Genomic DNA, 13,694 nt, shown 5'->3' on the forward strand with positions numbered 1-13,694 from the left:
CGTCGTGACGTTCCGACCCGGACCGCCCCCGCCCGCGCCGCCGCGGCAGGGCAACGCCGCCGCAGCAGCCCCGCTGACGGACGGCGAGTGGCACCGCCTGCATCCGCTGACACCGCTGCTCAAGGGCGGCATCTTCCTGATCGTGGTGCTCGGCTACACGCTGAGCAACCTGCGCGACCAGCTGCTGGAGTTCTTCGTCCCGGGCCCGGCTCCGCAGGAGGACGGCGACCCCGTCCGCTACGTGTACGAGCACGGCGCGGTCGGCTGGGTGCTGCTCGGGGTGGTCGTGGTCCTGGTCGTGCTGATCGGGCTCTTCTACGTCTCCTGGCGGATGCACGAGTTCCGCGTCACCGGCGACGTCGTCGAGGTCCGCTCCGGCGTGCTGTTCCGCAGCCACCGCAAGGCGCGGCTCGACCGCATCCAGGGCATCAACATCTCGCGGCCGGTGGTCCCCCGCATCTTCGGGACGGCGAAGCTCGAGATCGCCCAGGCCGGCAACGACGCCAACGTGCAGCTGGCGTACCTCGGGGCCCGGGCAGCCGACGACCTGCGGCAGCGCATCCTCGTGCTCGCCTCCGGCGCGCAGGACGACGAGCGGTCCGAGGCGCGGGCGTCGAACGGCGTGCTGCAGGACCGCGTCGACGAGCTGTTCTCACCGGAGCTCGACCCGGCCGCCGTGCACGCGACGCGCATCGTGAAGGTGCACCCCGGTCGGCTCATCGCGTCGATGCTGCTGTCCGGCACGACGGTCTTCTTCGTCGTGGTCATCGTCGCGATGATCGTCAGCATCGCGATCACCGGCGAGTACGGCATCCTGATCGGCCTGTTCCCCGTGGTGATCGGCGCCGGCGGCTACACGGTCCGGAAGTTCTCGCGCTCGCTGCAGTACACGATCGCCGAGACCCGCGACGGCATCCGCATCGGCTTCGGGCTCGTCTCGACCTCGAACGAGACGCTGCCGCCGGGCCGCATCCACGCCGTGAGCGTCGCGCAGCCGCTGCTCTGGCGTCCGTTCGGCTGGTGGGACGTCCGCATCAACCGGGCGACGAACGCCGGCAACGGCGCATCGACCAACCAGCAGGTCTCGTCGATCGTGCTGCCGGTCGGCCGCGCCGAGGACGTCCGCCAGGTCCTCGACATCATCCTGCCGGGGCTCGTCGGCACCGCCGTGGCCGGGCCGACGGCGTCGCGCGAGGAACTCCGCGAGGGCTCGTCCGAGGCCGTCAACGTCGTCGACGACAGCCTCACCACGACCGGCGACCGCGGTGGCTTCGCGCACTCCCCGCGCCGCGGAGCCTGGCTCCGTCCGCTGTCCTTCCGCCGCAACGGCTACCGCTTCGTGCAGGGTGCGGTGCTGCTCCGGCTGGGGGCCGTGTGGCGGTCGCTCGTGATCGTGCCGCTGCCGCGTGTGCAGAGCGTGAAGGTCGAGCAGGGCCCGCTCGAGCGGCTGCTCCGGCTCGCGACCGCGCACGTCCACACCGTGGCCGGTCCGGTGTCCGCACGCATCGGTGCGCTGGACGCGCTCGACGCCCAGCGCCTGTGGTCGGAGACCGCGCACCGCGCCGTCGAGGCGGCCGCGGCCGACACCACGCACCGCTGGCGCGCCCGGGAGGCCCACCGCGCCCCCGCCACGCACGCAGCGGACGGACGGACGGTGCCGACCACCGCCGACCCGGCTGCCACGGGCACGCGGCGGGCCGACGGTGGGCCGCAGGACGCGCCTCCCGGCCGCTGGTCCGACGTCCCGCCGCCCGGAGCGGTGCGGTGAGGGCCGGACGACTCGGCGTCGGCATCGTCGGTGCGGGGAAGGTCGGTCCGGTGCTCGGGGCGGCCCTCGCGAACGCCGAGCACGCCGTGGTCGGCGTGACCGCCGTGTCCGACGCCGGCCGTGACCGGGCCGAGGCGATGCTGCCCGGCGCCCCCGTCCTGGCGACCCCCGACCTGGTGGAGCGGAGCGAGCTCGTGCTGCTCGCGGTGCCGGACGACCAGCTCGCCGGACTCGTGCAGGGCCTGGCCGACGCCGGGATCTGGCAGCCCGGGCAGCTCGTCGTGCACACCAGCCCGGACCACGGCGTCGAGGTGCTGCGGCCGGCCCTGACCGCCGGCGCGATCCCGCTCGCGATCCACCCCGCGATGGCGTTCACGGGCACCAGCGTGGACCTCGCCCGACTGCGGGACGCCTACTGCGCGGTGACCGCCCCGGCGCCCGTGCTGCCGATCGCCCAGGCGCTCGTCGTCGAGATGGGCGCGGAGCCGTTCGTCGTCACCGAGCAGGACCGGCCCGCGTACGCCGACGCCGTGCGCGCCGCGGTGTCGTTCTCGACCGCGATCGTCGACCAGTCCGCCGGGACGCTCTCCGGCATCGGCGTGGAGCACCCCGGCCGCGTGCTCGGCGCCCTCGTGCGCTCCGCCGTCGACAACGCGCTCGCCGCGGCCGACGGCCAGGCCGCGCTGTAGCCGTCCCGGCGGTACCGGGCGCGTGCGGTGTGCCCGGTACCATCGGTGCATCCCCACGACCCCAACGGAGCCGCAGCAGCAATGAGCGAAGAGACCCCCGCCGCAGACGCCCTGTCCGCCGAAGAGACCAGCGAACAGCGACAGGTGCGGCTCGACAAGCGGGCGAAGCTCCTGGACGCCGGCATCGAGGCCTACCCCGCCGAGCTGCCGATCACCACGACGATCCCCGCCGTGCGCGAGCAGTACGCGCACCTCGAGACCGGCGAGGAGACGCAGGACGTCGTCGGCATCGCCGGACGCATCGTGTTCTCGCGAAACACCGGCAAGCTCTGCTTCGCGACCCTGCAGTCCGGCGACGGCGCCCGGATCCAGGCGATGGTCTCCCTCGCCGAGGTCGGGGACGAGTCCCTGGCACGGTGGAAGGAGTTCGTCGACCTCGGCGACCACGTCTTCGTGCACGGGCGCGTGATCTCCTCGCGTCGCGGCGAGCTGAGCATCATGGTCGACGAGTGGGCGATGGCGGCGAAGGCCGTCCTGCCGCTGCCGAACCTGCACAACGAGCTGAACGAGGAGACCCGGGTCCGCCAGCGCTACCTGGACCTGATCGTCCGCGACCAGGCCCGCGAGACCGTCCGCGCCCGTGCCGCCGTCATGGCGTCGCTCCGGCAGACGTTCACCGGGCACGACTACCTCGAGGTCGAGACCCCGATGCTGCAGACCCAGCACGGCGGCGCATCGGCCCGGCCCTTCATCACGCACTCGAACGCGTTCGACACCGAGCTGTACCTCCGCATCGCGCCGGAGCTGTTCCTCAAGCGCGCCGTCGTCGGTGGCATCGACCGGGTCTTCGAGATCAACCGGAACTTCCGGAACGAGGGCGCCGACTCGTCGCACTCGCCCGAGTTCGCGATGGTCGAGGCGTACCAGGCGTACGGCAACTACGAGCAGATGGCCGACCTGACGCAGGAGCTCGTGCAGAACGCGGCGAAGGCGGTGACCGGCGGCTCCCTCGTCGTCACGCTCGCCGACGGCACCGAGTACGACCTCGGTGGCGAGTGGGCACGCATGGACATGTACGGGTCGCTGTCCGAGGCCGCCGGCCGGGAGATCACCCCAGAGACCCCGCTGTCCGAGCTGGTGGCGCTTGCCGAGGCCGAGGGGGTCGAGGTCGCGCACGCCACCCACGGCAAGTACGTCGAGGAGCTCTGGGAGCACTTCCACGGGGACGACCTGCACGCGCCGACCTTCGTGATGAACTTCCCGGTCGACACCTCCCCGCTGACCCGCGAGCACCGCACCCGCCCGGGCGTCGTCGAGAAGTGGGACCTGTACGTCCGCGGGTTCGAGCTCGCGACCGCCTACTCCGAGCTCGTCGACCCCGTCGTGCAGCGCGAGCGCTTCGTCGAGCAGGCGAAGCTCGCCGCGGGCGGTGACCCCGAGGCGATGCGTGTCGACGAGGACTTCCTGCGCGCCCTCGAGCACGCGATGCCGCCGTCGGGCGGCATGGGCATGGGCGTCGACCGCCTGCTCATGGCGATCACCGGCCTGGGCATCCGCGAGACGATCCTGTTCCCGCTGGTCAAGTAGGGGCGCGACCGGCGACGCAACGGGAGGCGCGGTGCCGGCTGGCACCGCGCCTCCCGTCCGTCCACCGGTGCAGTTCCGGGCAGGTGGCGGTCACCGGAGCGAGGTACGATGCTGCGGTGCCAGAGGGAGTCGTGACCGGGATCATCTTCGCCGTGACGCCGACCATCGTCGTCGGCCTGATCTTCTGGTTCGTGATGCGCGCGATCATGCGCGCGGACCGCACCGAGCGGTCCGCCTACGCGAAGGTCGAGGCCGAGGAGCGCGCGCGGTACGAGCGCGAGCACGGCCGCCCCGCTCCCGCGCCGACCTCCGCGGAGTAGTCCAGCGCAGGAGCCCGCGCCGTCCCGCGTCACCCGCCGTTCACCGACGGGTGCTGCACTCGTGCGCGTGGACGCACGACCGACCGACCCGGCCGACCTCGACCCCGAGGACGCCTTCGGGCACTCGGTGCTGCCCGATCCCGCCCGTGACGCCGTCTGGTCCGACGGGGACGACGACGACATCGACGTCTGAGCGTCCGTCGTCGGTCACCGGGCGTTCACCGTGGCGTCGCCGGACGGGGTGAGCATCGTCCGCATGTCCATCACGCACGCCTTCACCGGCCGTAGCCTCGTCGGCGACATCGAGAGCGAGTACGACGAGTTCGACCGCGACGCCGATCTCGAGACCTCCAAGCGACGGGACGGGTGGCTCGAACCCTCCTGGTGACACCGACTCCTGACGATCTTCGGGGTACGACGCCCGGATCACGACGATCCGGAACGCCGTACCCCTTTTTCGTGTCCGCTCCGCGCTGCACCCCGGGGTACACACTTGCGATCGGTGATGAAACATCCCTGCAACACCGGAAACACGGCGACATCCCCTTGTGCGCGGGCATCGGCCGGGTCCATGCTGGCGTCGAGCATGTACCCCGCGGGGGACAGTTCGACGGGTGAAGCACGACGTTCCCTGGGAATCGATCCGATCGGTTTGTGGGGTACACCTCGGGACCGCTTTACTCATCAGCACCCCCCAACGAGGCCATCACCGTCGAACCGCAGGGAGAGTCACCATGACGATCGCGACCGCAGCACCGAAGACGACGACCACTGGCACCACCGCGCGCCGCGGCAAGAAAACCGCAGCCGCGAAGACCGCGGACGCCGCGGTGGAGACCACCACGCTCGACACCGAGGTCGAGGCCGACGAGCAGCTCGCGGGTGTCCGCGGCGCCTCGGTCGACCAGGTCGGCGACTACCTGCGCCACATCGGCCGCCTCTCGCTCCTGACCGCCGAGGAGGAGGCGGACATCGCCCGCCGCATCGAGGTCGGCCTGTTCGCCGAGGAGAAGCTCGCCACCGAGGCCGGCATCGACAAGACCCTGCAGCGCGAACTGCGCTGGCTCGTCCGCGACGGTGAGCGCGCCAAGGAGCGCATGATCACCTCGAACCTCCGCCTCGTCGTGAGCATCGCGAAGCGCTACTCGCAGCGCGGCCTGCCGTTCATGGACGTCATCCAGGAGGGCAACCTCGGTCTGGTCCGTGCGGTCGAGAAGTTCGACTTCACCCAGGGCTACAAGTTCTCGACCTACGCCACCTGGTGGATCCGCCAGGCGATCTCGCGTGGTCTCGCCGACAAGGCGCGCACCATCCGCATCCCGGTGCACACCGTCGAGCTCATCAACAAGATCTCGCGCACCGAGCGTGACCTGACCGTCGACCTCGGCCGTGCGCCGATGCCCGACGAGGTCGCCGCCGAGCTCAGCATGAGCACCGAGGAGCTCCTCGACCTGAAGGGCCGCTCGCACGAGCCGGTGTCGATCCACACCGTCGTCGGCGACTCCGACGACAGCGAGCTCGGCGACTTCATCGAGGACGAGGACGCCGCGAGCCCGAACGAGCTCACCGAGACGACGCTCCTGCACCGCGACATCCGCTCCATCGTCGCCGAGCTGCCGAGCGACGAGGCCAACGTGATCCGCATGCGCTACGGCCTGGACGACGACAAGCCGATGACGCTCGACGAGATCTCGAAGATCGTGCACACCACGCGCCAGGCGGTCAGCCGCGTCGAGTCGCGTGCGAAGCTGCGCCTGTTCGCGAAGGCCGTGAGCCAGGACATGCAGCTGTACCTGACCGACTGAGGTCAGCAGGCTTCGGCCGGGGTCTCGACCTCGGCACGGGGAACCGGGCCGTCCTGTGGGAAGGCGGTCCGGTGGGGTGATGGGACGGCCCGTCCAGGCACTGCCTGGGCGGGCCACTCCGCTGTCCGGGCGCCGGTCGGCGCTAGTCCTCGAGCTCGCGGCCGAGCTTCTGGCGCAGGTCCTGCGGGATGAGCTCGATGAGCTGGTCCGGGCGGACCGGCAGGTCGAGCAGGCTGAGCTTCACCCGGCCGGTGCGTCCGTGGCGCTCGGCGTCCAGGCGCACGACGCTGCCGGCGTCCTTCCGGAGCCGGATGTCGATCTGCGCCCCGGTCGCGACCTCGCCCACGACGAGCCCGTCCACCTCGAGGGCGGCGCTCCGCGTGCTCTCGGCGATGTCGAAGCGGTAGCGCTCCCGCGCCGCCAGGACCACGGCGCGGTCGATGCCCGCCATCGGGGCGACCGGCGTCACCACGGAGCCCGACAGTGCCGGGGACAGCACGGGCCCGCCGGCCGCGTAGTTGTACGCGGTGGACCCCGCCGGGGTCGCGGCGACGACGGCGTCCGCGCGGTAGTAGCCGTAGCCGAGCCCGTTCACGCTGAGGTCGGCGGAGACCTGTCCGGCGCCGGGGCGTCGCACGATCGTCAGGTCGTTGAACGCCAGGTAGTCCGTGCGGGCGCCGCTCCAGGACAGCCGGGCCTCGAGCGCATGGTGCGGCTCGAGCTGGTACTCACCGGCGGACAGTCGGTCGAGCGCGGCCTCGAGCTCGGGCGGCTCGATCTCGACCAGGAACCCGACGTTGCCGTAGTTCACGCCGAGCACGGGGACCGGGCGCTTCGCCACGAGTCGCATCGCGCCGAGCATCGTGCCGTCCCCGCCGAGCGCGACGACGAGGTCGACCTGGTCGGTGAAGTCGTCGTCGCCGATCACCTCGACGTCACCGCCGATGCGCTGCGCGTCCGCCCGCCGGGCCACGAGCCGTCCCGCACCCGACGCGTTCCACCGCTGCAGGGTCGTGATGGACTCACGCACGTTCTTGGTGGGGTGGACGACGAGGCCGACGACGGGCTGCTCCATGCCCAGATCGTACCCGGCGACGCCGAGCCGACTCCTGACGGGAGCCGTGGCGAGCGGTCCGTCGGGGGCGCCGTCGCGGGGCGGTGTGCCCGGTGCGCAACGAGGTCACGCCCACGGCGAACAGGGGCAGCCCTCCGGGGGTCCGCTGGTTAGTCTCGATGTACGTCACCGAGCTCCCACGAGCCCGGCAAGGGAGAGCACATGTTCGAGAGATTCACCGACCGAGCCCGTCGTGTTGTCGTCCTCGCTCAAGAAGAAGCGAAGATGCTCAACCACAACTACATCGGCACCGAGCACATCCTCCTCGGCCTCATCCACGAGGGCGAGGGCGTCGCCGCCAAGGCGTTGGAGTCGCTCGGCATCTCGCTCGATGCCGTCCGCGAGCAGGTCCAGGACATCATCGGGCAGGGCCAGCAGCAGCCGACCGGGCACATCCCGTTCACGCCGCGCGCCAAGAAGGTGCTCGAGCTGTCCCTGCGCGAGGCGCTGCAGCTCGGCCACAACTACATCGGCACCGAGCACATCCTGCTCGGCCTGATCCGTGAGGGCGAGGGCGTCGCCGCCCAGGTCCTCGTCAAGCTCGGCGCGGACCTCAACCGCGTCCGTCAGCAGGTCATCCAGCTCCTGTCCGGCTACCAGGGCAAGGAAGCGGTCGCCGTCGGCGGCGAGCAGCAGCAGAACGCCCAGCAGGGTTCGCAGGTCCTCGACCAGTTCGGTCGGAACCTCACCCAGGCCGCGCGCGACGCCAAGCTCGACCCGGTCATCGGGCGCGAGAAGGAGATGGAGCGGGTCATGCAGATCCTCTCCCGCCGCTCCAAGAACAACCCCGTCCTGATCGGTGAGCCGGGCGTCGGCAAGACCGCGGTCGTCGAGGGCCTCGCCCAGGCGATCGTCAAGGGCGACGTCCCGGAGACGCTGAAGGACAAGCAGCTCTACTCGCTCGACCTCGGGTCGCTCATCGCCGGGTCCCGCTACCGCGGTGACTTCGAGGAGCGCCTCAAGAAGGTCACGAAGGAGATCCGCACCCGCGGCGACATCATCGTCTTCATCGACGAGATCCACACGCTCGTCGGTGCCGGCGCTGCCGAGGGTGCGATCGACGCCGCGTCGATCCTCAAGCCGCTCCTCGCCCGCGGTGAGCTGCAGACGGTCGGTGCGACCACGCTCGACGAGTACCGCAAGCACTTCGAGAAGGACGCCGCACTCGAACGCCGCTTCCAGCCGGTGCAGGTCAACGAGCCGTCGCTGCCCCACGCGATCAACATCCTCAAGGGCCTCCGCGACAAGTACGAGGCGTTCCACAAGGTGTCCATCACCGACGGCGCGATCGTCGCCGCGGCGAACCTGGCGGACCGCTACGTGCAGGACCGCTTCCTGCCGGACAAGGCCATCGACCTGATCGACGAGGCCGGCGCCCGCCTGCGTCTGTCGATCCTGTCGGCGCCGCCGGAGCTCCGCGAGTTCGACGAGAAGATCTCGACGGTCCGCGGGCAGAAGGAAGCCGCGATCGAGGAGCAGGACTTCGAGAAGGCCGCGAGCCTGCGCGACGAGGAGAAGAAGCTCCTCGGCGAGCGTCTGCGCCTCGAGAAGCAGTGGCGTGCGGGTGACGTCGCCGCGTCCGGCACCGTCGACGAGGGCATCATCGCCGAGGTGCTGGCGCAGGCCACGGGCATCCCGGTGTTCAAGCTCACCGAGGAGGAGACCTCGCGTCTCGTCTTCATGGAGAAGGCCCTGCACGAGCGCGTCATCGGTCAGGAAGAGGCGATCTCGGCCCTCTCGAAGACGATCCGCCGCACCCGCGCCGGCCTCAAGGACCCGAACCGCCCCTCGGGCTCGTTCATCTTCGCCGGCCCCACCGGCGTCGGGAAGACCGAGCTCGCCAAGGCGCTCGCCGAGTTCCTGTTCGACGACGAGGGTGCGCTGATCTCCCTCGACATGTCGGAGTTCGGTGAGAAGCACACGGTCTCGCGACTCTTCGGTGCCCCTCCCGGGTTCGTCGGGTTCGAGGAGGGCGGCCAGCTCACCGAGAAGGTGCGCCGCAAGCCGTTCTCCGTGGTCCTGTTCGACGAGATCGAGAAGGCCCACCCGGACATCTTCAACTCGCTGCTGCAGGTCCTCGAAGAGGGTCGCCTGACCGATGGTCAGGGCCGCGTCGTCGACTTCAAGAACACCGTCATCATCATGACCACGAACCTCGGTTCGCAGGGCATCGCGGGTGGCCCGGTGGGCTTCCAGGTCGAGGGCGACTCGGCCGTCGGCTACGACCGCATGCGCTCGAAGGTGAACGAGGAGCTCAAGAAGCACTTCAAGCCCGAGTTCCTGAACCGCGTCGACGACACGATCGTGTTCCCGCAGCTCTCGCAGTCCGAGCTGCTGCAGATCGTGGACCTGTTCGTGAAGCGCCTGTCGGACCGCCTGCTGGACCGCGACATGACGGTGGAGCTCACGCTCGCCGCCAAGGAGCAGCTCATCAAGGTCGGCTTCGACCCCGCACTCGGCGCCCGTCCGCTGCGTCGCGCGATGCAGCACGAGGTCGAGGACCAGCTGTCCGAGCACATCCTGCAGGGTGAGCTCAACGCCGGTGACCACGTGAAGGTCGACTTCGCCGAGGGGAAGTTCCAGTTCGAGACCGGGCGTCAGCCGGGTCGCGAGGAGGTCCTCGCCGGGGCTGCCGCGGTCGAGGCCGCGGAGACCCCGCAGGGCGAGATCGAGTCCTAGGACTCCTCCACACGACGGACGGGAGGCGCGGTGCCAGCTGGCACCGCGCCTCCCGTCCGTTCGTGCGGCGACCACTTGTGCGGGTTCCGGCGTGCGCGGCGGACGCGACCCCCGGGCGGGGGGTACCGTTGTTGCTGCGAGGGTTCCCCCAACACCTCGCGAACGGCGTCCGGCTGGTTCCCCCAACAGGTCGGACGTCCGTGGCCCCGGTCTCCCCCCGACCGGGGCCACGCTTCGTTCCGGGCCACGCTTCGTTCCGGGCCCCGCTTCGTTCCGGGGGTGCCTCGCCCCGGCAGTCAGCCGAGGGCCGCGGCGAAGTCGCGGACGGCGCGCTCCCAGCGCTCCGGGTCTTCGTTCCACTCGAGCGTGTGCCGGGCGTGCGTGAACGTCTCGACCCGGGCACCACGTGCGCGCCGTGCAGCGACGTCGGTCGCGGCCACGAGGGGGTCGGCCGCCGAGTGCAGCAGCAGTGTCGGCGTGCCCTCGTCCTGCCAGCGCGTCACGGACAGCGGGTAGGGCACACCGGCCAGGCGGCTGAGGCCCGGTGTGGTCGCGATGCGTCCGGCGACGACGCCGACGGCCTCTGGGAAGCGGGCGGTCCGCACGGCGCCGCGCAGGGCCGATCGGACGTCGAGCAGGGGCGCGACCCCGACGATGCCGTCGACCGGTGTGCGTGCCGCGGCAGCGGAGGCGGCGAGGGCGCCGGCGGACCAGCCCTGGAGCACCACGCGCTCTGCCCCACGGGCCCGGGCAGCGTGCGCGGCGGCCGCGACCCGGTCGACGGCGGCGGGGTCGAGGGACCGCAGCGGCAGCGCGCTGGTGTCGATCACCTGGTTCGAGGCGCCGAGCTCCCGCCAGACCCGGAGGCCACGGAGGATCTGCTGCGGACCGAGCGACTGCCCGTGCACGTGCACGACGTGGGTGCGTCCGACGACGCCGTCCGGTTCCTCGCCGGGGACGTCGTGCTCGTCGGTCCAGACCAGCTCGGACTCCGGAGGCACGAAGGGTGCGGGGCGGAGGAGGCGGCGTGCGGCGGCGGCCCCGAGGGCGACGCTCCCGGCGGAGGCGATCACGGTGCCGGTGACGGCGGTGCGGACGAGCTGCATGGTGCCCACCCTGCCAGCGGGACGTGTGCGTGCGGTCCGGACCACGACAGAACGGGAGGCGCGGTGCCAGCTGGCACCGCGCCTCCCGTCCGTCGTGTTGCTGGTCCTCGGTGACCTAGGCCTGGACGTCGCCGCGCCAGCCCGGCTCGGTCGGGGCGTTCTCGACGCGCTCCTTGTAGTTCTGCAGGTCCTTCTTGACGGCGTGGCCGCCGACGCCGACGGCGGAGCCGAGCTTCTCGAGCAGGCCCGAGGGCTCCCAGTCGATCTGCGCGGTGACGCGCGTCTCGTTGTCGGACAGCTTGTGGAAGGTCACCACGCCGGCATGGTCGACGTCACCGTCCTTCACGGTCCACGCGACGCGCTCGTCGGGGTGCTGCTCGGTGATGACGGCGCGGAACTCGCGCTCCTGCCCGGCGACCTTGACCGTCCAGTCGGTGGTCTTGTCGTCGACCTGGACGATCTTCTCGACCTCGTCGAGGAAGTGCGGGAACTCCTCGAACCGGGTCCACTGGTCGTAGGCCTGGCGGACGGGGACGTTGACGTCGACGGTCTCGATGATCTGGGGCATGCTCGCTCCTTCGTTTCGTCGTGCTCTTCGGGTTCGGCATCGACGCTATGCCGCGGCGGCTGGAGGCCCTCCAGGGCGGTGTCCCCCTGCTGCGGCGGACGGCCCTCCGGGCGGCGTCCCGCTGCTGCGCCGAGCAGCCACTGGGCGGGGCCCGTCTGCTGCGCCGTATGCTCGACGGGATGACTGGTCACGGCAAGCACGCGTTCGACGAGCGGGACGAGCACGGCATCCGGGTGCGTCCGGCCCTGGCGTCGGACGTGCCGCACATCCAGCGGCTCATCGCACCGTACGTCGACCGGCGCATCCTGCTCGGCAAGGAGAACGTCGCGCTGTACGGCTCGATCCAGCAGTTCCGGATCGCCGAAGGACCGGACGGCGTGCCGATCGGCTGCGGCGCCCTCGCCGTGTTCTGGGACGACATCGCCGAGGTCCGCACACTCGCCCTCGACGCCGACTGGATCCACAAGCGGGTCGGCCACCGGATGCTCGAGGCGCTCGAGCACGACGCCCGCGAGCTCGGTGTCGCGCGCATCTTCTGCCTGACGTTCGAGGTCGAGTTCTTCGCGAAGCACGGGTACCTGGAGATCGGCGAGCAGGTCGTGTCGCCCGATGTCTACGCCGAACTCGTGCGCTCGTCGGACGAGGGGGTCGCGGAGTTCCTCGACCTCGCCCGGGTGAAGCCGAACACGCTCGGCAACACCCGCATGCTCAAGATCCTCTGATCGCCGGCCAGCTGGGGATCGTCTGACGCTTTCGCGGGTGCCGCGGCGTCGCTCCGTGGTCGGGCGTGGTGTTCGCCCTACCCTGTGCGCATGTCGTCGTTCCGTCACCCTGTCGGACCCGAGTCGTCCAGCGTCTACTGGCGTCGTCGTGCGCTCGTCGCCGGCGTGCTGCTGCTCGTCGTCGTGGTGGTCGTGCTGATCGTCGTGGGCCGGGGGAGCGGGGCGTCGTCGGCGTCTGCGCCTGGGGTGTCGGCGTCACCGTCGGCGTCTGCGTCCGCCGACGGTGCCGGGTCGACTGCGGGCTCCTCGTCCGGGTCCGGCTCGGCTGACCCGTCGGCGTCGCCGTCCGCCACTCCTTCCTCGGACTCGTCCGCCGCTGCGTCGTCCTCTGGGGACGCGGCAACGTGCTCGAAGGACCAGATCGAGCTCACGCCGGTCGTCGACAAGAGCACCTACGGGCCGACCGAGGACCCGCAGATCGCGATGTCGATCAAGAACACCGGCTCCGACGCGTGCCACATGGACCTCGGTTCGGCGCAGCAGGTCCTGACGATCAGCTCCGGTCAGGAGCAGTACTGGTCGTCGAAGGACTGCCAGACCGGCGGGACGAACCAGGACGTCACGATCAAGGCGGGGCAGGAGCTCACGACGCCGGCGATCGCCTGGGACCGCACGCGCTCGTCGACCACCACGTGCGACAGTGCCCGCCCGTCGGTGCCCGGGGGTGGGGCGAGCTACCACCTGCAGGTGGCCGTGGGGAGCCTGGAGTCGAAGGAGTCGGCGCAGTTCGTGCTGAACTGACGCTCGTCCCGTATCGTCTGCCGCAGCGTCGCGCGCCGCACCCGGCGGTCATCCACCCACCGCACTCTGCCGTCGGAGCGGTCCACCTTGCGTCATGCTGACAGAGTGTCGGATCAGGGAATCGTGCGGGAATCGTCCTACGAGCGTGACCGCGGCGTCGAGCCGGTGAAGATCGCGACGCTCAAGGGGCTGCGGAAGCGTGCGAAGCGCGGGTTGTTCGAGCCCGCCAGCGACACGATCTGGTCGGACGGCGTCCGCAGCGAGTAGCAGCGTCGGGCCTTTGAACCTGGCTGTCGCCTAGGCCTTCTCTTCGACCGATCCCGGCTCGAGCCCCGTCATGAAGTCGTCGAGGAACGTCTGCATGTCGAACGGCTGCGCGCTGTCTTCCGGTCCGTGGTGCGTGGAAGTCATGCAACAACGGTACGTCACATCGCTAGGTTGTCTAGCGACTTGTCCAGAAGTGGCGTGATCTTCCCCACGTGCACGCGATCGGTTGCGACGCGGGGCTGGGCCAGCACCCGAACGAGCCCGGACG

Annotated in this window: 14 protein-coding genes; 11 read left to right on the plus strand and 3 right to left on the minus strand. The window is 70.8% G+C overall.

Translation table 11 applies throughout. The features are described 5' to 3' along the window. The first annotated feature begins 4 nt into the window (after positions 1–4). The 7 genes from C1N91_RS00725 (at position 5) to C1N91_RS00745 (ending at position 6,169) form a co-directional block, all read left to right on the plus strand. Positions 5–1,768 carry a PH domain-containing protein gene (locus tag C1N91_RS00725; RefSeq protein ID WP_137766174.1) on the plus strand — a complete coding sequence of 588 codons (1,764 nt, stop codon included), beginning with the start codon at positions 5–7 and terminating at the stop codon, positions 1,766–1,768. Continuing rightward, on the plus strand, positions 1,765–2,457 hold the full coding sequence (locus C1N91_RS00730) for a Rossmann-like and DUF2520 domain-containing protein (RefSeq protein WP_254678292.1): 693 nt from the start codon (positions 1,765–1,767) through the stop codon (positions 2,455–2,457). Before C1N91_RS00725 ends, C1N91_RS00730 begins: the two co-directional genes overlap by 4 nt. 81 nt (positions 2,458–2,538) lie before the next feature. After that, positions 2,539–4,044 carry a lysine--tRNA ligase gene (gene lysS / locus C1N91_RS00735; RefSeq protein ID WP_137766175.1) on the plus strand — a complete coding sequence of 502 codons (1,506 nt, stop codon included), beginning with the start codon at positions 2,539–2,541 and terminating at the stop codon, positions 4,042–4,044. Between the two features lie 116 nt (positions 4,045–4,160). Further along, entirely contained in the window at positions 4,161–4,364 is a 204-nt protein-coding gene (locus C1N91_RS00740; RefSeq protein ID WP_137766176.1) for a hypothetical protein, read from the plus strand. A gap of 67 nt (positions 4,365–4,431) precedes the next feature. Further along, a complete protein-coding gene (locus C1N91_RS17070; protein ID WP_302641470.1) occupies positions 4,432–4,557 on the plus strand; it encodes a hypothetical protein in 126 nt (41 codons plus the stop codon). A gap of 63 nt (positions 4,558–4,620) precedes the next feature. Beyond that, the gene (locus C1N91_RS17075) at positions 4,621–4,752 is read left to right on the plus strand and encodes a hypothetical protein (protein ID WP_258375509.1); all 132 of its coding nucleotides are present in this window, start codon (positions 4,621–4,623) and stop codon (positions 4,750–4,752) included. A gap of 346 nt (positions 4,753–5,098) precedes the next feature. Next, the gene (locus C1N91_RS00745) at positions 5,099–6,169 is read left to right on the plus strand and encodes a sigma-70 family RNA polymerase sigma factor (RefSeq protein ID WP_137766177.1); all 1,071 of its coding nucleotides are present in this window, start codon (positions 5,099–5,101) and stop codon (positions 6,167–6,169) included. A 142-nt stretch (positions 6,170–6,311) separates the two neighbouring features. Here C1N91_RS00745 and C1N91_RS00750 read toward each other — a convergent pair whose 3' ends face one another. Beyond that, positions 6,312–7,244 carry an NAD(+)/NADH kinase gene (locus C1N91_RS00750; protein WP_137766178.1) on the minus strand — a complete coding sequence of 311 codons (933 nt, stop codon included), beginning with the start codon at positions 7,242–7,244 and terminating at the stop codon, positions 6,312–6,314. 201 nt (positions 7,245–7,445) lie between these two features. Here C1N91_RS00750 and C1N91_RS00755 point away from each other — a divergent pair, with 201 nt between their 5' ends. Further along, positions 7,446–9,962: an ATP-dependent Clp protease ATP-binding subunit gene (locus C1N91_RS00755; RefSeq protein WP_058749393.1), complete on the plus strand. Its 2,517-nt coding sequence runs from the start codon at positions 7,446–7,448 to the stop codon at positions 9,960–9,962. 296 nt (positions 9,963–10,258) lie between these two features. On the opposite strand, the gene C1N91_RS00760 is transcribed toward C1N91_RS00755, so the two are convergent. Together C1N91_RS00760 and C1N91_RS00765 are read right to left on the minus strand one after the other, a co-directional pair. Further along, the gene (locus C1N91_RS00760; protein WP_137766179.1) at positions 10,259–11,068 is read right to left on the minus strand and encodes a hypothetical protein; all 810 of its coding nucleotides are present in this window, start codon (positions 11,066–11,068) and stop codon (positions 10,259–10,261) included. Positions 11,069–11,183: 115 nt separating this feature from the next. Continuing rightward, on the minus strand, positions 11,184–11,636 hold the full coding sequence (locus tag C1N91_RS00765; RefSeq protein WP_058729305.1) for an SRPBCC family protein: 453 nt from the start codon (positions 11,634–11,636) through the stop codon (positions 11,184–11,186). A 179-nt stretch (positions 11,637–11,815) separates the two neighbouring features. Here C1N91_RS00765 and C1N91_RS00770 point away from each other — a divergent pair, with 179 nt between their 5' ends. The 3 genes from C1N91_RS00770 to C1N91_RS16515 all read left to right on the plus strand — a co-directional run bounded on the left by C1N91_RS00770 (position 11,816) and on the right by C1N91_RS16515 (position 13,426). After that, positions 11,816–12,358, plus strand: a complete 543-nt coding sequence (locus C1N91_RS00770; protein WP_111240573.1) for an amino-acid N-acetyltransferase — start codon at positions 11,816–11,818, stop codon at positions 12,356–12,358. Between the two features lie 90 nt (positions 12,359–12,448). Further along, a complete protein-coding gene (locus C1N91_RS00775) occupies positions 12,449–13,159 on the plus strand; it encodes a hypothetical protein (RefSeq protein ID WP_137766180.1) in 711 nt (236 codons plus the stop codon). Positions 13,160–13,264: 105 nt separating this feature from the next. After that, positions 13,265–13,426, plus strand: coding sequence for a hypothetical protein (locus C1N91_RS16515; protein ID WP_175415845.1), 162 nt, complete (start codon positions 13,265–13,267; stop codon positions 13,424–13,426). Positions 13,427–13,694: the final 268 nt, after the last annotated feature.

Origin of the sequence: Curtobacterium sp. SGAir0471, from assembly GCF_005490985.1 — a bacterium.
Taxonomy (GTDB): domain Bacteria; phylum Actinomycetota; class Actinomycetes; order Actinomycetales; family Microbacteriaceae; genus Curtobacterium.